Source organism: Pseudomonas sp. FW300-N1A1 (genome assembly GCF_058789115.1).
Map to the genome: position 1 here is coordinate 74407 of NZ_JBYTBK010000008.1, position 19934 is coordinate 94340.

19 protein-coding genes are annotated in these 19934 nt (G+C 59.8%); 7 read left to right on the forward strand and 12 right to left on the reverse strand.

All coding sequences use genetic code 11. The annotated features are described in order from the left end of the window. Positions 1-62: 62 nt before the first annotated feature. From AC3WQN_RS08400 to rplU, 5 genes are all read right to left on the reverse strand, one after another. Entirely contained in the window at positions 63-527 is a 465-nt protein-coding gene (locus AC3WQN_RS08400; protein WP_492589439.1) for a CreA family protein, read from the reverse strand. 11 nt (positions 528-538) lie between these two features. Beyond that, the gene (gene proB, locus AC3WQN_RS08405; RefSeq protein WP_095148912.1) at positions 539-1657 is read right to left on the reverse strand and encodes a glutamate 5-kinase; all 1119 of its coding nucleotides are present in this window, start codon (positions 1655-1657) and stop codon (positions 539-541) included. Positions 1658-1779: 122 nt separating this feature from the next. Then, on the reverse strand, positions 1780-3003 hold the full coding sequence (cgtA, locus tag AC3WQN_RS08410; protein WP_103402388.1) for an Obg family GTPase CgtA: 1224 nt from the start codon (positions 3001-3003) through the stop codon (positions 1780-1782). A gap of 194 nt (positions 3004-3197) precedes the next feature. Continuing rightward, complete coding sequence (gene rpmA / locus AC3WQN_RS08415) at positions 3198-3473, reverse strand: 50S ribosomal protein L27 (protein WP_093419745.1); 276 nt, start codon at positions 3471-3473, stop codon at positions 3198-3200. A gap of 35 nt (positions 3474-3508) precedes the next feature. Further along, positions 3509-3823, reverse strand: a complete 315-nt coding sequence (gene rplU / locus AC3WQN_RS08420) for a 50S ribosomal protein L21 (RefSeq protein WP_003176051.1) — start codon at positions 3821-3823, stop codon at positions 3509-3511. 443 nt (positions 3824-4266) lie between these two features. Between rplU and AC3WQN_RS08425 the strand changes: the two genes are divergently transcribed. The 3 genes from AC3WQN_RS08425 to AC3WQN_RS08435 all read left to right on the forward strand — a co-directional run bounded on the left by AC3WQN_RS08425 (position 4267) and on the right by AC3WQN_RS08435 (position 6287). Continuing rightward, positions 4267-5235 carry a polyprenyl synthetase family protein gene (locus AC3WQN_RS08425; RefSeq protein WP_095080734.1) on the forward strand — a complete coding sequence of 323 codons (969 nt, stop codon included), beginning with the start codon at positions 4267-4269 and terminating at the stop codon, positions 5233-5235. Between the two features lie 258 nt (positions 5236-5493). Further along, a complete protein-coding gene (locus AC3WQN_RS08430) occupies positions 5494-5835 on the forward strand; it encodes a zinc ribbon domain-containing protein YjdM (RefSeq protein WP_027617845.1) in 342 nt (113 codons plus the stop codon). 194 nt (positions 5836-6029) lie between these two features. Then, positions 6030-6287: a PA4570 family protein gene (locus tag AC3WQN_RS08435; protein ID WP_103400743.1), complete on the forward strand. Its 258-nt coding sequence runs from the start codon at positions 6030-6032 to the stop codon at positions 6285-6287. A gap of 147 nt (positions 6288-6434) precedes the next feature. Here the strand turns inward: AC3WQN_RS08435 and bamJ are convergent, their stop codons facing one another. From bamJ to AC3WQN_RS08450, 3 genes are all read right to left on the reverse strand, one after another. Next, positions 6435-7052 (reverse strand): BamJ family beta-barrel-assembly machinery protein, encoded by a 618-nt coding sequence (gene bamJ, locus AC3WQN_RS08440; RefSeq protein WP_103400740.1) that lies wholly within the window; start codon positions 7050-7052, stop codon positions 6435-6437. Positions 7053-7212: 160 nt separating this feature from the next. After that, positions 7213-7500, reverse strand: a complete 288-nt coding sequence (locus tag AC3WQN_RS08445; protein ID WP_103400739.1) for a DUF6482 family protein — start codon at positions 7498-7500, stop codon at positions 7213-7215. Between the two features lie 135 nt (positions 7501-7635). Beyond that, a complete protein-coding gene (locus AC3WQN_RS08450) occupies positions 7636-8124 on the reverse strand; it encodes a TIGR00645 family protein (protein ID WP_095145468.1) in 489 nt (162 codons plus the stop codon). Positions 8125-8284: 160 nt separating this feature from the next. Between AC3WQN_RS08450 and AC3WQN_RS08455 the strand changes: the two genes are divergently transcribed. Continuing rightward, positions 8285-10114, forward strand: a complete 1830-nt coding sequence (locus AC3WQN_RS08455; protein ID WP_103400738.1) for a hypothetical protein — start codon at positions 8285-8287, stop codon at positions 10112-10114. Between the two features lie 4 nt (positions 10115-10118). On the opposite strand, the gene AC3WQN_RS08460 is transcribed toward AC3WQN_RS08455, so the two are convergent. Continuing rightward, the gene (locus AC3WQN_RS08460) at positions 10119-10460 is read right to left on the reverse strand and encodes a PA4575 family protein (protein WP_103400737.1); all 342 of its coding nucleotides are present in this window, start codon (positions 10458-10460) and stop codon (positions 10119-10121) included. A 252-nt stretch (positions 10461-10712) separates the two neighbouring features. Then, complete coding sequence (locus AC3WQN_RS08465; RefSeq protein WP_103400736.1) at positions 10713-13157, reverse strand: Lon protease family protein; 2445 nt, start codon at positions 13155-13157, stop codon at positions 10713-10715. Positions 13158-13436: 279 nt separating this feature from the next. Between AC3WQN_RS08465 and AC3WQN_RS08470 the strand changes: the two genes are divergently transcribed. The 3 genes from AC3WQN_RS08470 (at position 13437) to AC3WQN_RS08480 (ending at position 16472) form a co-directional block, all read left to right on the forward strand. After that, positions 13437-13925 carry a DUF3015 domain-containing protein gene (locus AC3WQN_RS08470; RefSeq protein WP_103400735.1) on the forward strand — a complete coding sequence of 163 codons (489 nt, stop codon included), beginning with the start codon at positions 13437-13439 and terminating at the stop codon, positions 13923-13925. 92 nt (positions 13926-14017) lie between these two features. Next, positions 14018-15871 carry an Lnb N-terminal periplasmic domain-containing protein gene (locus AC3WQN_RS08475; protein ID WP_103400734.1) on the forward strand — a complete coding sequence of 618 codons (1854 nt, stop codon included), beginning with the start codon at positions 14018-14020 and terminating at the stop codon, positions 15869-15871. 106 nt (positions 15872-15977) lie between these two features. Further along, entirely contained in the window at positions 15978-16472 is a 495-nt protein-coding gene (locus AC3WQN_RS08480) for a GreA/GreB family elongation factor (protein ID WP_103400733.1), read from the forward strand. Here AC3WQN_RS08480 and gdhA read toward each other — a convergent pair. Both gdhA and ettA read right to left on the reverse strand, forming a co-directional pair. Next, on the reverse strand, positions 16469-17806 hold the full coding sequence (gene gdhA, locus AC3WQN_RS08485; RefSeq protein ID WP_103400732.1) for an NADP-specific glutamate dehydrogenase: 1338 nt from the start codon (positions 17804-17806) through the stop codon (positions 16469-16471). The two genes, AC3WQN_RS08480 and gdhA, sit on opposite strands and share 4 nt — an antisense overlap. Before the next feature lie 269 nt (positions 17807-18075). Continuing rightward, positions 18076-19740: an energy-dependent translational throttle protein EttA gene (gene ettA, locus AC3WQN_RS08490; RefSeq protein WP_103400731.1), complete on the reverse strand. Its 1665-nt coding sequence runs from the start codon at positions 19738-19740 to the stop codon at positions 18076-18078. Positions 19741-19934: the final 194 nt, after the last annotated feature.

Sequence of the window (19934 nt, forward strand, 5' to 3'; positions counted from 1 at the left end):
ATCGCAGCGCAAAAAAAATGGGAGCGAGCTTGGCTCGCTCCCACACTTGGATCTTCGCAAACTTATTGAGCGTGCGCCCAAGGCAAAATCGGAATCGCCGTCACCGCATTCTGGGGACTACCCTCGATCAAGCGATCGCTGTAGACCAGATACACCAGGGTATTGCGCTTCTTGTCGAGGAAACGCACCACCTGCATGGTCTTGAACACCAGGGAGGTACGCTCCTTGAACACCTCATCACCATCCTTGAGCTCACCCTTGAAGCTGATCGGCCCGACCTGGCGACAGGCGATGGACGCCTCAGCCCGATCTTCCGCCAGCCCCAGCCCACCCTTCACCCCACCCGTCTTGGCGCGAGACAGGTAGCAGGTCACACCATCCACCTTCGGATCATCGAACGCCTCGACGACGATACGGTCGTTTGGCCCGACAAACTTGAATACCGTCGACACCTGACCAATTTCCTCCGCCGATACCAGCAGCGGCATCGCCAGCAACAACCCCAACAACCCCTTCACCATGCGCATACGCACTTTCCTTAAACCAGAATCAGGTTATCGCGGTGAACCAGTTCAGGCTCCGCCATGTAACCCAACAGACCGACAATCGACTCGGACGACTGACCGATGATTTTTTGCGCCTCAAGTGCACTGTAGTTGGCCAGGCCACGGGCAATCTCACGACCATCCGGCGCCACGCAGACCACCATCTCACCCCGACGGAAGCTGCCCTGGACCAGTTTTACGCCGACCGGTAGCAGGCTCTTGTTACCCTGGGACAATGCCGCCACCGCTCCCTCGTCCAGCACCAGCGTGCCACGGGTCTGCAGATGCCCGGCCAGCCACTGCTTGCGCGCAGCCAGCATGCCGCGCTCAGGCGACAGCAAGGTGCCAATGCGCTCACCCGCCTTCAGGCGATCGAGTACCCGCTCCAGGCGCCCACCCACGATAATGGTATGAGCCCCCGAACGCGCCGCCAGACGCGCCGCGCGCAACTTGGTCTGCATGCCGCCACGCCCCAATGCACCCCCCGTACCGCCAGCCACCGCATCCAGCGCCGGATCATCGGCACGCGCCTCGTAAATCAGCTTGGCATCCGGATTGTTGCGCGGATCCGCGTCGAACATGCCGTCACGGTCAGTGAGAATCACCAACAGATCAGCCTCGACCAGGTTGGCCACCAGCGCCGCCAGCGTGTCGTTGTCACCGAAACGGATTTCGTCGGTGACCACCGTATCGTTCTCGTTGATCACCGGAATGACCTTGAGCTCGACCAGCGCGCGCAGGGTACTACGCGCATTGAGGTAACGCTTGCGGTCGGACAAGTCGTCATGAGTCAGGAGAATCTGCGCCGTGTGCCGGCCATGCTCGGCAAAGCTCGACTCCCAGGCCTGCACCAACCCCATCTGCCCGATGGCGGCAGCCGCCTGCAGCTCATGCATCGCACTGGGTCGTGCGGTCCAGCCAAGGCGACTCATGCCTGCCGCCACCGCCCCGGAGGACACCAGCACCAGTTCGACACCCGCCTCATGCAGCGCAACCATTTGCTCAACCCAGACACCCATTGCCGCGCGATCCAGACCCTTGCCGTCAGCCGTCAGCAAAGCGCTGCCGATCTTCACGACCCAACGCTGCGCACCCGTCACCTTGCTCCGCATCATCTTCCAACCTATGCCGGCGAGCGGCGCGACCCAGCGCCACCCATGCGATTATTCGTAGTTGTTTTTACAGATACTAAAACGCCGCTCAATGAGCGGCGCTTGTAGTTTACTGCAACGAATCAGTCACGGACGTAAATGATTTCCGGACCATCTTCGTCATCCACATCTTCTTCATCCCAATCATCGTCACCGATGTCATGGACCGACTTCACGCCGCTGCGACGCAGGGCACGCTGGTCATCCAGCGCCTGCAACTGGGCACGCGCCTCGTCTTCGATGCGCTGATCGAGATCAGCCAGCTCTTCACGGTAGGCCGGGTCGTTAGCCAGGCGATCAGCACGATCTTCCAGGTAACGCATGATGTCACGCGTCAGGCGATCGGTACCGTCTTTGGCGATGGCCGAGATGACGTAGACCGGACCGGTCCACTCCAGGCGATCAACGATCTCCTTGACCCGCTCCTCATGCTCTTCCTCGAGGATCTGGTCACACTTGTTCAGGACTAGCCAACGATCACGCTCAGCCAGGGACGGGCTGAACTTGGTCAGTTCGCTGACGATCACTTCGGCAGCATCCGCGGCACTGGTTTCATCCAGTGGCGCCATGTCGACGAGATGCAACAGCAGACGGGTACGCGACAAGTGCTTGAGGAAGCGAATCCCCAGGCCCGCGCCATCGGACGCGCCTTCGATCAGACCCGGAATGTCGGCGACCACAAAGCTCTTCCAGCGGTCGACACTGACCACACCCAGGTTTGGCACCAGGGTGGTGAACGGGTAATCGGCCACTTTCGGCTTGGCGGCGGAGACCGAACGAATAAAGGTACTTTTACCGGCGTTCGGCAAGCCCAGCAGACCGACGTCAGCCAACACCTTCATTTCCAGCTTGAGGTCACGCTGCTCGCCCGGCTTGCCTGGCGTAGTCTGGCGCGGCGCGCGGTTGGTACTGGACTTGAATCGGGTGTTACCCAGACCGTGCCAGCCACCATGCGCCACCAACAGACGCTGACCCGCCTTGGTCAGGTCGCCAATGACTTCCTGGGTCGCCGAGTCGATCACCGTGGTGCCGACCGGAACCCGCAACACCAGCTCTTCACCTTTCTTGCCGGTGCAGTCGGTGCTGCCGCCGTTCGAGCCACGCTCGGCATCAAAGTGCCGGGTGTAACGGTAGTCGACCAGGGTGTTGAGGTTTTCGTCGGCGATCATGTAGACCGAACCGCCGTCACCCCCATCACCACCGTTAGGACCACCGTTTTCGATGAATTTTTCGCGACGGAAACTCATGCAACCGTTGCCGCCGTCGCCAGCTTTTACTCGAATCGATACTTCATCAACGAACTTCATAACAAAACGCCTCTCGCCATACGGACGAGCCGAAAAATACTAAGACATAAGACTCTTGCAAAAATGAGCGCAGCGACCTCATTCAACGACCGCAAATCCAGCGCTGGAGCCCATCACAAACAGCTTTGCAAGAGACTCACCCCACAAACGAAAAAGCCCCGTCGCAAGACAGGGCTTTTCCAGCAACTACGTAATTATGCCGCGACGACTGGAGTCTTCGGGACAATGCTCACGTAACGGCGGTTGAAAGCGCCTTTTACTTCGAACTTGATCACGCCGTCGATTTTCGCGAACAGAGTGTGATCTTTACCCATGCCAACGCCGTAGCCAGCGTGGAATTGGGTGCCGCGCTGACGCACGATGATGTTGCCCGGGATGATAACCTGGCCGCCATACATCTTCACGCCAAGGCGTTTGGCTTCTGAGTCGCGACCGTTACGGGTACTACCACCAGCTTTTTTGTGTGCCATGAGTTCAATTCTCCTAGTGAGGAATTAGGCTGAAATTAAGCCTGAATACCGGTGATTTTGATCTCGGTGTACCACTGGCGGTGGCCCATACGCTTCATGTGGTGCTTACGACGACGGAACTTGATGATGCGGACTTTATCGTGACGACCTTGGGAGATCACTTCAGCCACAACGGTAGCGCCAGCAACAACTGGAGCGCCGATATTCACGTCGTCGCCATTGGCAACCAACAGAACGCGATCAAAAGTAACGGATTCGCCGGTAGCGATTTCCAGTTTTTCGATCTTCAGGTATTCACCTGGGGCGACTTTGTACTGCTTGCCGCCAGTAACGATTACTGCATAAGACATGGTATTTCTCCGATAATCCTGCTCACCCAGCTCTTTATAAGAAGAGGTATTGGCTGGCATGGCTGCATGGGGCTGGAAGGCCCGATTGCAATTGCGTAAGGCAGGTGCTGCCCAGGAAGTTCAGGGTGCGCGATTGTACGCAAGGCGCGAGTACCTTGCAAGGGCCCTTCAGACGCCTTGAAAGCGTCGCGAGCGAAGGGAAGACAAGGAAAAAGCAGGCGAGGAAGCGGAGTTTACGAGTTGTAAATGAGCATTAGTTGCTACGCTCCCCCTTCGGACGTTCTCCCTAAAACGGTCATCCGAGCCTGCTTTTGACGTAGGATTACGTGCGCAGAGCCGAAGGTCGAAGCCTGCAGCAGCTTTCATGGCGTCTGACCGCGCCTTGACACCTGCTGGCGTGGGTCCTAGCATGCCGCGCAACCCTTCTGGAGCAACTGTCGCTGATGCAACCCCAAGCTTTCTACCGCGCGGTGGCGGACGATTTTAACGCCGTCGACGGCATCATCAAGAAGCAGCTGACTTCCCGAGTGCCGCTGGTATCGAAAATCGGCGACTACATCACCTCGGCTGGCGGTAAACGCCTGCGTCCTCTATTAGTGCTGCTGTGCGGCAAGGCCCTGGGTCGCGAAGGCGACGACATGCGCCTGCTGGCGGCCACTATCGAGTTCCTGCACACCGCCACCCTGTTGCATGACGACGTGGTCGACATGTCCGGCATGCGCCGTGGACGCTCGACCGCCAACGCCATGTGGGGCAACGCACCCAGCGTGCTGGTCGGTGACTTCCTGTATTCGCGCTCGTTCGAGATGATGGTCGAACTGGGCTCGATGCCGGTGATGAAGATCCTCTCGCAAGCCACGCGGATCATCGCCGAAGGCGAAGTGCTGCAGCTGTCCAAGGTGCGCGATGCCAGCACCACCGAAGAAACCTACATGGAAGTCATCCGCGGCAAAACCGCGATGCTCTTCGAGGCCTCGACCCACAGTGCTGCTGCCCTAGCGGGCGCGACAGTGGAACAGAGCGAAGCCTTGCGCACCTTCGGCGACCATCTGGGCGTAGCCTTCCAACTGGTCGACGACCTGCTCGACTACCGGGGCGATGCAGAAACCCTGGGCAAGAATGTCGGCGACGACCTGGCCGAAGGCAAGCCTACCCTGCCACTGATCTACACCATGCGCGAAGGCACGCCGGAACAGGCTGCACTGGTGCGCCAGGCGATTCAGAAAGGCGGCATCGAAGACCTGGAAAGCATCCGTGCTGCCGTGGAAGCTTCGGGCTCGCTGGACTACACCGCGCAACTGGCCCGCGACTATGTGGCCCGAGCGATCACCTGCCTCGAAACACTGCCCGCCAGTGAATACCGCGATGCATTGGTCGAATTGAGCGAGTTTGCGGTCGCCCGTACGCACTGACTGCACTATGCAGGAGCGAGCTTCTGTGGCGAGGGAGCTTGCTCCCGCTCAGTTGCGAAGCAGCCGTAAACCGGCAGACTCGGCCTACCTGATAAACCGTCATAACTGATTTCAGGGCCGCTGCGCGCCCCAGCGGGAGCAAGCTCCCTCGCCACAAGTATTGGCTCGCCTCTAGAGTCGGCTATTACCCCACCCCCTTCCCGCCGTAAAACCCTATACAATGTGCGCTTTTAGCGATCCTGAATCCAAGGAGCCTTAGTGAGCACGTTGCCACCCTGCCCAAAATGCAATTCCGAATACACCTACGAAGACGGCGCCCAGCTGATCTGCCCCGAGTGCGCCCACGAGTGGTCCGCCAATGGCGAAGCCGAAGCCGCGTCCGATGAAACCGTGAAAAAGGATTCGGTCGGCAATGTCCTGCAAGATGGCGACACCATCACCGTGATCAAGGACCTCAAGGTCAAAGGCACTTCGCTGGTGGTCAAGGTTGGTACCAAGGTCAAGAACATCCGCCTGTGCGATGGCGACCACGACATCGACTGTAAGATCGACGGCATTGGCCCGATGAAGCTCAAGTCTGAGTTCGTCAGAAAAGTCTGAGCCTGTTGCATGCCATCCCGCGCCCCGCGTGGGATGGCGCATCCCCCTACCCCCTTCCCGCCCAGTAGCAAAACGCCAGCCGTTTTGATCTTCAGCAATTCCCACACAAAAAAAAGCACAAACCGCCAATAGGCACTTGCTATTAATTGAATAAGAATTATTCTCATCAAACCATTAAAAAGGAGATGAGCATCATGACTTACTTGATCGATGCATGGCTGGACCGCCCGCACCCTTACCTCAGGATCCTGCATCGGGAAACCGGGGAAGTCTGCGCGGTACTTGAAGAAGAAGCCTTGAACGAGCTGCAGGACCAGGGTGATCTGGACGTCAACGGCCTGAGTTCCAGCGAACCAATGGTACTCAAGGAACTGGTGCGCAATCTGTTCCTGTTTTGCTATGCCCGGGCGTTGCGCCCGACGAATGAGCTGAACAACAAGCTCGAGATATGAAGGCTGTATGCAAAATGTCGGAGCGAACCCTGTGGGAGCGGGCTTGCTCGCGAAAACGATCTGGCATCCGACATTGAGGCTGCCCGACCTTCCGTCTTCGCGAGCAAGCCCGCCCCTACATTATCGAGCCCGCTCCACACTCAGGTCTTACAGAACGTCCAGCAGCTCGACGTCGAACACCAGAACGCTGTGCGGCGGGATGCTGCCAACGCCTTGAGCGCCGTAAGCCAGTTCGCTCGGCACGTACAGGCGCCATTTGCTACCGGCATTCATCAGTTGCAGGGCTTCGGTCCAGCCAGCGATCACGCCGCCAACCGGGAACTCTGCAGGCTGGCCACGCTCGTAGGAGCTGTCGAACACAGTGCCGTCGATCAGGGTGCCGTGGTAGTGAGTACGCACGGTGTCTTCACGGGATGGCTTGGCGCCCTCACCGGCGGTCAGCACTTCGAATTGCAGACCGGAAGCCAGGGTGGTGATGCCGTCACGCTTGGCGTTTTCAGCCAGGAATGCCAGACCAGCACCGGCCGCGGCTTCAGCCTTGGCAGCCGCTTCGGCTTGCATGATTTCACGGATAACCTTGAAGCTGGCCGACATGGCTTCCTGGCCAACACGGCTTTCCTTACCGGCGAATGCGTCGGTCAGACCGGCCAGGATCGCGTCCAGGTTAACACCTGGTGGCGGGTTGTCGCGCAGCTGGTCGCCCAACTGACGGCCAATGCCGTAGCTGACGCGGGTTTCGTCGGTGGACAGATTTACTTCGGACATGACACTGCTCCGCTGTGCGGACGGCCCGAGACATAGCCGTGCGAGCACAGCGCATCCCGGAACGCCCGGAACCAAAAGGGCGAGCAGACTAGCACAGATGCCATTGCCGTGATCAGGGGCAAGCCCTGCCAGGCCACCCCCTACATACCCGACTCGACGCCTAGAGCGGCACCTTCAGGCTGTCTTCCCCGCTGGCGCCCAGGCCGCACATCTCGTCATGCACCGAGGTATGGACCAGGTTGAATGGCAGGTCGGGAAAGGCGTGCAGCACCTCCCGCGCATGCTCCACCGAACGCAGGTGCATCACCTGGCCGTGTCGGTCTTCGACCACATAAGCCGCTCCGTGCATTCGGGCTTCAAGCACGTAGATCCCGCCTTCCATGGAGATCAGGTTCAGCTCATCGACCTTCCGGGCGATGGCATAGGCGTTCAACTCCTGCAGATTCATGAGTGCACCCCGCGCAATGGCGACCCCGAGCCCTTACAGGGATATTCCCCGGCGCCACAAAGCACAAGCCAGAAACGCCACCGCCCGTCCGTTTCTCAACGGCCGGGCGGCAAGGTACTGCACAGGGGCGAGCAATCAGTGCTTGGTCAGCTTGTCCAGATAGCCCATGGCGAACGCAGAAATCACGAACGTCATGTGGATGATCACGTACCACTTCAGGTGCTCGGGATCGACGTTCTTGGCGTCCATGAAGATACGCAGCAGGTGGATCGAGGAAATCGCCACGATGGAGGCCGCGACTTTCATCTTCAACGAAGAAGAATCCATCGTGCCCAGCCAGTTGAGCTTTTCCTTGGATTCATCGATGTCGAGCTGGGACACGAAGTTTTCGTACCCGGAGATCATCACCATCACCAGCAGGCCACCCACCAGCGCCATGTCGATCAGCGACAGCAACACCAGGATCAGGTCGGACTCGGCCATCGTGAACACGTTGGGAATAACGTGAAAGACTTCCTGGAAAAATTTCAGGGCCAGGGCCAGCAAGCCCAGGGACAGACCGAAGTAGATCGGCGCCAGCAACCAGCGCGACGCGTACATTGTATTTTCGATAAAGCGTTCCATTGAATCTCACATCAGGGCTGGAAATGGCGGCGAGTATATCAGCCGCTCAAATCCCCATAAACCGCAGACAAATCCATAACCTGCGAGTGTGGCAAAGCGAATTTCTGCTAACGTCCAAAGCATCCGCACCGCTGCGTGGCGCCGTACAGGAAACCGGAAAATGGATTGGCGACTGCCCTCGACGACTATCGGCCTTTGCCTCGCGGCGCTGATGGGTGGCTGCTCGCCCAGCGCCGACACCCCACCGCAGAGCCTTGAGGACAAGACCGCGCAGTTCGAGAAGTCGCTGGACGCGATTCAGGACCCCAAGCTCAAGGATGCCGTGAGCAACCTCGGCAGCTCACTGCTCCTGCTTGAACGCGCACAGCAAACGCTCGACAACAAGCCGATCGAAACCGAATACGCCGAAGACACCCTGGCGCCGCTCAGGCACTACCCCAGCCTGCAAGCGCTGGTCGACACCTACATCGATGGCCTGTTTGTACTGCGCAAGCATTCCAGCTCCGATTACCTGATTGACCTGCAACCGGTCTTCCCCTTCAGTTTCAACACGCCTTCCGGCCTTCCCCTGCCTTATCGCCTGGAGTGGCAATCCGTCACGCTGAACAACCGGCAGGTCATCCCCTTCCGGCCCGAGTGGTCGGAAACCAACCCCGGCATTCAGTTGAGCCCGTCCAGCGCCAACCTGACCGATCCGGATGTCCTGACTGTCGCTTATCCCTTTACCGAGGGGCTGAAGGTCGACAACAAGAACCAGCCGCAACCGCAGGCGCTGCAGGGCAAGATCAAAGTCATCGCACCTCGCGAGGTGGTGACCTTCAACCTGACGAAAAAGGATATCGGGCAGGAGCGTAGCGACGGCAACATCAGCCTCGTCTTGCGCGCCCTGGACAAGCACTACGCCGAAATCGAGTTCACCAACCATGCCGCACTGGCCCTCGAAGTCAGGGGCATCCCGGTCAACCCGCTGATCGTCCAGGCCAAAGACCAGACCGAGCAATTTCTTTCCCGCGCCGGCTCGATCAATCAAGACCCCGCGCAAATTGCCTTCTACCAGAAACAGCTCGCCAGGATGCAGCAGCAGACCGTCTGGACCGATGCCCTGGAAAAACAGCTCAACGACGAGCTTCGCAGCTTTGAGCAACAACAAACGCACCAGTACGCCAAAGTGTATTTCAACGGCCCGATCGACAGCCTGGACGTCCACATCGCGGACTTCTCAACCGTCACGGTCACCCGCAAGGACCTGGACTTGCCGGTACGACGCCTTGACCGCAGCACCACCGACAAAACCATCCAAAGCCTGAAACTTCCGGTCACGGTGTATGACGATCAGGCCAGCAGCTGGCTCAAAGGCGCCTCGCTGAATGAGGAGCAACTGAAAAAAAGTGTTCGTATCAGCCAGTCGGTGGAGGATGCCAGCGCTGCACGTATCGAGTTCGACCACCCCAGAAGCTTCAACGACGAATTACTCGGCAATGCCTTCAGCCCCGGCGATACCCCCGTGACCTTCTTCACCCAGGATGAAAAAGGCAGCCGTGGCAAACCCGTCGACCTGCCCCCCGAGGCCTTTGCCGTCGACCCTCTGCGGGCGACCATTACGTACGACCTGTCGCTGTTCCCCCAGCCCCCCGCCTACGTTGTCGGCTCGATGCCACTGTTTCTCGCCATCATTGAAAAAAACAGCCTCAGCGCCAGCAAGCTGCCAAAAGGCCTGGCACTCAAGGGTAACGTTCTGGTGGTGGACCAAAAGCTGTTCCCCGCGCAAGACTGGCGCTTCTTCGCCAAGGACGCGAGCGGTCTCTACCTGAAGGAGATTCTGAAGGTCCGCCACGACACCGGCCAGAAAGGAATCGCGGCGTTCGATGCGCACTATTTCTACGGCCAGCCGACCAGCCTGGAAACGTACCAGCGCACCGACCTCGATACGGTCGAATATGGATTCGAAGTCAAACTCGACAAGGCTCCCACCCCAGTCCCTGCCGAGTAGCCGCCTAATGCTCGGGACGGAACTCGAAACCACTCGGGTTGCGGCAACGGCCACCGTTGATTTCCCGCAGTTGGGCCTGCAGGTGCAAGCACCAGATTTGCGGATCATCAGTCAACTGGTAACCATGCATGGTCAGGCTTTCAACAATGGTTTCGAGGATGGATTCAGCCACGAACGGACCATGAAACGGGCCTTGGGCCTTGATTGCCGAAGGCTGTTCACCGGCCATGCCGGCGGCAAACAACAAGGTCCACATGCCCGTATCCCCGGCAAGCGGGCGAATACTGCATTCGATACGGGTGACCAGGCCCAGGCACTGACGGGTGAGGCAGAGGTTGCGCGACATAGCGGCGACCCTCGGTAGATCCGGTGTTCAGCCTCCACGCGAAGGCTGGCTCGATCCAGTGATGACTGTCGATGTCCTTGAGCTGAGCATAGAAGAAAAGCGGAATCAGCAGGTTGACGGCGCCAGGAAGGCGCCGAATGGTCATTTGCTGTTTTATTGGCGCATGGGTGGCAATCAGTGAACCTGTTGAGGCCTACAACAAACCCGTGGCGAGGGAACGTGCTCCCTCGCCACAATGGCAATGCCATGTTTCTAGAGTCTGGCCGGCTTGGCCGCGATCAGGGCTTCGTGGGCCAGTTCCTTCTCGGCCTCTTTCAAGTCCTCTTCGCCGATCATCTCCGCAATCACCCGCAAGCGCTCCACCACCCGCGCGTTGACGCTGCCCTCGGGGAACTGGCCCTCTTCATCCGGATCACCGGCCGCTTCGCCCACCAGCAGGCTCAATGCCTCGTCGGCCTGACGCACCGCATAGACATGGAACAAACCGGCACGTACGGCCGCCAGCACCCGCTCATCAAGCATCAGCGTGGCCACGTTGGCCTGGGGAATGATCGCACCCTGCTCGCCGGTCAAACCGCGAGCCTCACAGAGCCGGAAGAAGCCTTCGATCTTCTCGTTGACCCCACCTACCGCCTGCACTTCACCGAACTGGTTGATCGAGCCGGTGATGGCAAAGCACTGCTTGAGCGGGGTTTTCGACAAGGCCGAAATCAGCGTGCAGGCCTCGCCCAGGGACGCGCTGTCGCCGTCGACATAACCGTAGGACTGCTCCAGCGCAATACTCGCCGAGATCGCCAGGGGGAATTCCTGGGCATAACGGCTGCCCAGATACCCGGTAAGAATCATCACGCCCTTGGAGTGAATCGGCTGGCCGAGGTTGACCTCTCGCTCGATGTCGACAATACCGCTGCCCCCCGGGTAGACCGTGGCGGAGATTCGCGCCGGTATACCGAAGGCCGAGTCACCGACTTCCAGCACGGTCAGGCCGTTACACTTGCCCACCGCTGCACCATCGGTGTCGATCAGGATGATTCCGGCCAGCATGTCGTCGAGAATCCGCGCCGACACGCGCCCGGTACGGGTGGCCTTGGCCTTGAGCGCACGCTCGATGTGCCCGGCGTCGGTCATCTCGTCAGCTGCCAGGTGACGAATGAAATCCGCCTCGCTGACCAGCTGGAACAAATCACCAATACGTGCCGACAAACGCCCCTGGTGTTCGGCCAGGCGCGCACTGTAGGTCGCCAGACGCGCGACCGCATCGGCCGTCAGCGGCGCCATGCCTTCTTCCGAGGTGCGGGTCTTGAGCAGCTGGGCGAACTGCTCCAGGCTCTCGTCGACCATCGGAATGTCTTCGTCGAAGTCCACCAGTACCCGGAACATCTCCTGGAAGTCCGGATCCAGGTCCTGCAGCGTGTAATACAACTGGCGCGCACCGATGATGACGACCTTGACCTGCAACGGGATATGTTGCGGCGACAAGGTCACCGTGGCCAGCCGACCCAGTTCGCCCAGCGGCGACTCCATTTTCAGTTTGCGTGACTGCAGGGCCCGCTTCAGCGCATCCCAGACGAAGGGCTCGCTGAGCATCTTTTCAGCTTCGAGAATCAGAAAACCGCCGTTGGCGCGGTGCAGTGCGCCCGGGCGCAATTGCCGATAGGTGGTATACAGCGCGCCTTGATCGGTGCTGTATTCGATACGGCCAAACAGGTTGTCATAGGTGGGATGCGGCTCGAACACCACCGGTGCGCCACCGCTGAACGGATGCCCCACCACCAGGCTAGGGCCGTATTGCTCTTCCAGCATTTTGCGCGCGACTGCGTCGGTCTTGCTGTCGTCGACCAATTGCTCGACGACGGTCTTGAGCAGGTACACCTGCATCGCTTGCAGGTAACCGCACACCGCCGCGTTTTCCGCGTACTTTTCCGACAGAGGCGAAAGCAACGGTTGCAGGGCCAGGGTGATGGTTTCTTCGTTGAGCTGGCGCAACTGGTTGCTCGACTCACGCTTCCACTGCGGCAAACTGGCCAGCTCTTCGTTCAGACGCTCTTCCAGGACGGAAATGTCTTCATGAAAGCGCTCGCGAACGGCTTCCGGCAGTTGGGCGAATTCCGCCTCGTCCAACGCCTTGCCTTCACTCATCGGGGTAAAGGCAATGTTGCTGCTGTCACGGTACAGCGCGACTTCCTTTTCCAGTGCCAGGCGCTCGATCACATCCAGGGCACGGTCGTAGCGCTGGTTGAAGGCCCGGTCGATGGCGCTTTTCTTTTGTTGGTAGGACGGGTGCTCGAAGACTGCCGGAAAGGTCGCCAGCAGGTTGTCGATCAAGCCATTGATGTCCGCGATAAACGCACCCGCCGTGCCTGATGGCAACTCCAGCGCCCGGGGCTCGCGCGGCTCATCGAAATTGTTGACGTAGACCCAGTCCGCCGGGGTCTGCAGGCGCTTGCCTTCGGCCTTGAGGTAGCGTTTGACGAACGAGAAGCGGCCCGTGCCGGGTTCGCCCATGACAAACACGTTGTAACCGGGGCGGGGCATGGCCACACCGAACTGCAAGGCTTCGACCGCACGTTCCTGGCCGAGCACACCGCGAAAAGGCTCCAGTTCATTGGTGGTAGAGAAGCTGAACTGTTCAGCGGAAAACGGACGAGTCAGCGCTTCAGGCGCTAGACGCAAACTGGCAGCAACAGGATCAGGCATCGGGCTTCCTTACTTCAGGCGGGGCAGTTGAGGCATTCTGGCGCTGCCCGCACCAGACTGGCAAGGCGCGCCTTGGCTAAAAGCATCGCCAAGCGCCGCCCCCCCAGCGCAGCGGGGGTCAAATCAATGGCTATGCAGGAGCGTCATGCAAAACTACACAGATCCGGCGGATCGTGCCTAAACTCCACCCTGCGCGGCTGGACTAATAACCGGCCCACTGATGCCAATTTGGCCTCAGAACTCCTGTCCATTGGTACGCACATAAAAGAGAACACAGCTATGAAACGGATTCTTCTTGGTACTCTCTTCACCGTTGCATCCCTCAACGCCATGGCCCAGGCGCCAGGCGGACCGGATTGCGGCTGGGGCAACATGCTGTTCGAAGGTCAGCGTGGAACCCCGGCGCACTTCCTGGCGTCCACCACCAACGGCACCTCCGGCAACGCTACCTTCGGCATGACCTCGGGCACCAACGGCTGCGCCACCAACGCTGCGCTGACCTATGGCGGCAAGTCCTGGGTCGCCATGAACGGCATGATGAACGAGCTCTCCGAAGACATGGCCAAGGGCCAGGGCGAAGCGCTGACCACCTACGCGGTAGTCCTGGGTGTCGCACCAGAAGACCGTGCACATTTCGCCACCGTCACTCACGAGCACTTCCAGCAGATCTTCAGCAAAGCTGACGTGACCGCTGAAGATGTGCATGCCAACACCCTGGCTGTGCTCAAGGGCGACGCCCGCCTGGCCAAATACGCGACCCCTGCTTAAGCTCGACCTCGCCCGCTCCGTCACCGGAGCGGGCTTTATTTTTTGGACCTGGCTGCCGTTGGTCTTTATTTTTTCGACTCAAGTTGCCCACCATGCTCAAACGCCTTGCCTGTCTGGCGCTGTTTGTCTGCGCCCCGCTTTCCGCTGCGCCTCACATCGACAACCAACGCTTGCAGCAACTGGCCAACGACCCGTTCTGGATTTCCCTGGGGCATTACGAAACCGCCAAACTGGGTGGCTGGCGCAGCCATATCAGCGATAAAAAGTTCTTCCTGGCAGCCCAGGGTGCCGAGCACCCCGACGCGGAACTGGCGGCCACCGTGCAAGCGCTCTACGCCCCCACCAGCCTGGGCCAGCAGCACGCCCAATGTGTTTACCCGGCCCGCACCCGCTGGCTGAAAGCGCAACTCAACCTCACCGACTTGCCGGCGGTGGACTGCAGTGAATTCAAGCAATGGTTCAAGGACGTCTCGCCCCACAGCGCGGTGATGATTTTCCCCGCGGCCTACCTCAACAGCCCCTCCTCGATGTTCGGTCATACGCTGCTGCGTATCGACCAGGCCGACGTGCAAAGCAACAACACCGCCCTGCTCAGCTACGCGATCAACTTCGGCGCCTACATCGAAGGCTCGGACAACAGCATTTTGTACGCCTGGAAAGGCCTGATGGGCGGTTATCCGGGACTGTTTGCACTGGTGCCCTACCAGGAAAAACTCTCGGAATACCGCAGCCTGGAGAACCGTGACCTGTGGGAGTACCGACTGAACCTGACGCAGGTCGAAACCGAGCGCATGGTTGAACACGTCTGGGAGCTCAAGCAGATCCAGTTCGACTATTTCTTCTTCGATGAGAACTGCTCCTACCGCTTGCTGGAACTGCTGCAAGTCGCGCGACCTGGCCTCAGGCTCACCGAACAATTCCCGCTGACCGCGATCCCCACCGACACGGTCAAGGCCGTGAAAGATGCAGAGCTGGTGGAAAAGATCGATTACCGCCCGTCCCGCGAACGGGAACTGCTGAGCCGGGCCGAGCCACTGTCCGACGACGAACAACAGTGGGTGCTGAAGGTCAGCGCCGACCAGAAACACCTGCAGGCGCCGACCTTCAAGGCCCTGCCCCGGGACCGCCAGGCACTGATTATCGACGCCGCCTATCGCCTCGAACGCTACCGGGCCAACGGCCAGGAACGAGACCCGGCGCGCGCGCAACGCAGTTTCGAACTGCTGAGGGCAATTAACCAGAACCCGCCGCCGGAGTTGTCCATCGAACGCCCGGGACTGCCGGAAGACGGTCACCAGTCGCGAACCTGGCAGGCGGGCCTCGGCACCCGTGGCGACAAGGCGTTTGGTGAGTACGGCCTGCGCATGGCCTATCACGACCTCAACGACAATGCCGAGAGCTTCCCGCTCGGTGCACAGATTGAGATCCTGCAGATGAAGCTGCGCCAGTACGAAGGCAACCAGTGGCAGCTGCAACAATTCGATCTGGCGACGATCCGCTCGCTGACCCCGCGCAATGAACTGCTGCAACCCTGGTCTTGGCAAGTGACCGGCGGCCTGGAACGTGTGCCGGGCAAGCACGACGACGAAACCCTGGTCAGTCACGTCAATGGCGGCGGTGGCGGTACCTGGCAGTTGGGCGAGGATGTGCTGGGTTTCGCCCTGGGCACGGTACGTGTCGAGCACAACAATGATGTCGCGCAGTTCCTCTCCCCGGCGGCCGGCTTCAACAGCGGCGTGCTGTGGAAAAATCCGCTGGGCAACCTGAGCCTGGAAACCCGCGGCGACTTCTTCATCAATGGCGAAGTACGTCGTAGCCTGAGCCTGAACCAGCAATGGGAACTGTCACGCAACCTCGGCCTGCGCCTGAGCGCCCAGCGTGAATTCAGCCACGTCGCCTCACCCGAGAACGAAGTGCTGCTGGAGCTGAAGTGGTATCACTACTGATTCCCGCAAGGCGTGGACTTATCGCTCGCAACAGGTCGTTTTCGGATAACCGGGGAACCCCAAAGCCTGCGAGCATGGCCTAAACTCCACACAGGGGGGAACTGCCATGAGCCGTGCTTTCGTCAATGAAGATCTTGCTGGTGAACAAACTGACCTGCCGGTAGAACGCCAGGTCAGTAGCCAGCCCAACTACGTCACGCCCGAAGGCCTGAACTTGCTGCAAGGCAAGGTCGCCGAGCTGCACGCCGCGCATGACAAACAATCCGCGCTGGGTGAGCAGGCCGACAAGCAGCGCCTGGCTGAACTTGACCGCGACCTGCGCTATTACACCTACCGCCTGCAAAGCGCCCAGGTCGTGCCGCCGGCCACCTCCACCCGGAAGGTGCAGATTGGTAGTTGGGTGACCTACGCCGATGAGTTGGGCACCGAGCGCCGCGTGCAACTGGTGGGCGAAGACCAGGCCGTTGCTGCCAAGGGCCTGATCAACTGGGCTTCACCGCTTGGGCGTGCGCTGCTTGGCGCACACCTGAACGACGAAGTGCTCTGGCAGCGCCCGGCGGGCGATCAAATGATCGAGGTTATCCGCATCGAGCCGGGTTAGACCACACCCTGGGCCAACATCGCGTCAGCGACTTTGACGAAGCCTGCGATGTTCGCGCCCTTCACGTAGTTGATCCGCCCGCTCTCTTCGCCGTAATGCACGCAGGCGTGGTGAATCGACTGCATGATGTTGTGCAATTTGCTGTCGACCTCACCCGCACTCCACAACAGGCGCATGGCGTTCTGCGACATTTCCAGGCCGCTGACCGCGACACCGCCGGCATTGGAGGCCTTGCCCGGGGCAAACAGGGTGCCGGCCTCGACAAAGATATCCACAGCCGCCAGGGTGGTCGGCATGTTCGCGCCTTCCGCCACACAGATACAGCCGTTGCGTAGCAGCGTACGGGCGTCATCGGCATCCAGTTCGTTCTGTGTGGCGCATGGCAGGGCGATGTCGCAGGCCAGGCTCCACGGACGTTTCCCGGCGCGGAACTCCAGGCCGAAACGCGCGGCCAGCTCGCTGATCCGTCCACGGGTGACGTTCTTCAGCTCCAGCAGTGCCTGCCATTGCTCCTCGGTCAAGCCGGCCTCGCAGAACAATGTGCCCTCGGAGTCGGACAACGAGATCACCTTGCCCCCCAGGTCCATGACCTTGCGGGCCGCGTACTGCGCCACGTTACCCGACCCCGAGATCGCCACCCGCTTGCCTTCGACCTTATCACCGCTGCGCTTGAGCATTTCTTCGGCGAAGTACACGCAGCCGAAACCGGTGGCTTCCGGACGAATCAGGCTGCCGCCATAGCTCATGCCTTTGCCGGTCAGCACGCTGGTGAACTGGTTGCTCAGGCGCTTGTATTGGCCGAACAGGAAACCGATCTCCCGCGCACCGACGCCGATGTCACCGGCCGGAACGTCGACATCCGAGCCAATGTGGCGGTACAGCTCACTCATGAAGGCCTGGCAGAAACGCATCACTTCCGCGTCGCTCTTGCCCTTTGGATCGAAGTCCGAGCCGCCCTTGCCACCGCCCATCGGCAGGGAGGTCAGGGAGTTCTTGAAGGTCTGCTCGAAGGCGAGAAATTTCAGCACGCCGAGGTTCACCGACGGATGGAAACGCAAACCGCCCTTGTACGGGCCGATGGCGCTGTTCATCTGGATGCGGAACCCGCGATTGACCTGCACCTTGCCCTGATCGTCGACCCAGGAAACCCGAAACACCACGGCACGCTCCGGCTCGCAAATCCGCTCCAGAATGCCGGAGGTCAGGTAATGTGGATTGGCTTCGAGAAACGGCCACAGGCTACGCAGGACTTCTTCCACCGCCTGATGGAATTCGGGTTGGTCCGGGTCACGTTTTTTCAAGCGGGCAAGGAAGGATTCGACGGATTCGATCATGGAAAAGTCTCGGCAAATTTATTGTCGTTGGAGAGATTGAGCCGGACTGTAGCAAACGACAGGAGCACCGGAACAGCGCAAAATGTCGCACTTATGAAATTAAATGGTGCACTGGATATAATTTAATCCAAATTTTATGCCGTTTGTGCACAGAAACAGGGACTATAAAAGCGAGCCGTGCACCATTAGGAAGTGCACAATCGTTCCCGCAAATGCAAAAAAAAACGGAGCCCGCGAAGGCTCCGTCTCTCTATGCAACCCACCTGAAATCAGGCCAGTTTTTTGTGGCGTACCCGGTGTGGCTGGGCCGCTGCTTCGCCAAGGCGTTTCTTGCGATCGGCTTCGTACTCGGTGTAGTTACCTTCGAAGAACAGCGCTTGCGAGTCGTCTTCGTACGCCAGGATGTGCGTCGCGACGCGGTCAAGGAACCACCGATCGTGGGAGATCACAATGGCGGCGCCCGGGAAGTCCAGCAGGGCCTCTTCCAGGGATCGCAGGGTTTCAACGTCGAGGTCGTTGGACGGTTCGTCGAGCAGCAGGACGTTGCCGCCCTCTTTCAGGGTCAGGGCCAGGTGCAAGCGACCACGCTCACCACCGGACAGGTCCTTGACGAACTTCTGCTGATCGCCGCCCTTGAAGTTGAAGCGACCGACGTAGGTACGCGACGGGATCTCATAGTTGCCGATGCGGATCTGGTCGGAACCGTCGGAGATCTGCTGGAACACGGTCTTGCTGCCGTCCAGGTCTTCGCGGCTCTGGTCCACGCAAGCAAGCTGCACGGTTTCGCCGACTTCGATGCTGCCCGAATCCGGTGTTTCCTTACCCATCAGCATGCGGAACAGCGTGGATTTACCCGCACCGTTACCACCGATCACGCCGACGATGGCGCCTTTAGGCATGGCGAACGACAGGTTGTCGATCAGCACGCGATCGCCATAGCCCTTGCTGACGTTCTTGAATTCGATGACCTTGTCACCCAGGCGCGGACCGGCCGGGATGTAGATCTCGTTGGTTTCGCTGCGTTTCTGAAATTCCTGCGACTGCATTTCTTCGAAGCGTTGCAGACGGGCCTTGGATTTCGACTGGCGGGCCTTGGCGCCTTTGCGCACCCACTCCAGTTCATCTTTCATAGCCTTTTCGTGGGCCGATTGCTGCTTGGATTCGGCAGCCAGACGATCGGACTTGGCTTCCAGCCAACCCGAATAGTTACCCTCGTAAGGAATGCCCGCGCCGCGGTCGAGTTCCAGAATCCAGCCGGCAACGTTGTCCAGGAAGTAGCGGTCGTGCGTGATCGCAACCACGGTGCCCGGGAAGTCGTGCAGGAAGTGCTCCAGCCAGGCTACGGAATCGGCGTCCAGGTGGTTGGTCGGCTCGTCGAGCAGCAGCATGTCCGGCGCGGACAGCAACAGACGGCACAGGGCCACACGACGCTTTTCACCACCGGACAGGACTTCGATCTTGGCATCCCAGGCCGGCAGGCGCAGCGCATCGGCGGCGACTTCCAGCTGGCGCTCCAGGTTGTGACCGTCGCCGGCTTGCAGGATGGCTTCGAGCTTGGCCTGTTCGGCGGCCAGTTTGTCGAAGTCGGCATCCGGTTCGGCGTAGGCGGCGTACACCTCGTCCAGGCGCGCTTGCGCGTCCTTGATCACGCTGACGGCTTCCTCGACCACTTCACGCACGGTCTTGGTCGGGTCCAGGATCGGTTCCTGTGGCAGGTAGCCGATGTTCAGCTCCGGCATTGGACGGGCTTCGCCGTCAAACTCGGTGTCGACGCCGGCCATGATTTTCAGCAGCGTGGATTTACCCGAACCGTTGAGGCCGAGTACGCCGATCTTCGCGCCAGGGAAGAACGACAGCGAAATATTTTTCAGGATTTCCCGCTTCGGCGGAACAACTTTGCCCAGCCGATGCATGGTGAAGACGTATTGAGCCATGGAGAACCTAGCGTCAGTAACGGTTGAATAAAAGCGGGCGAAGCCCGTGCCAGGCCATGCGCGGCGCGGGCATGGATCGAGATCAATGCCTGCGGGCGAGAATAAACCTGAATGTCTGGGGCTGGAACGCCCTGCGTAACCGGCAAAGCTACCTCAATGCGGGATAACCGTCCAGCCGGACGGGGCTGGCACTT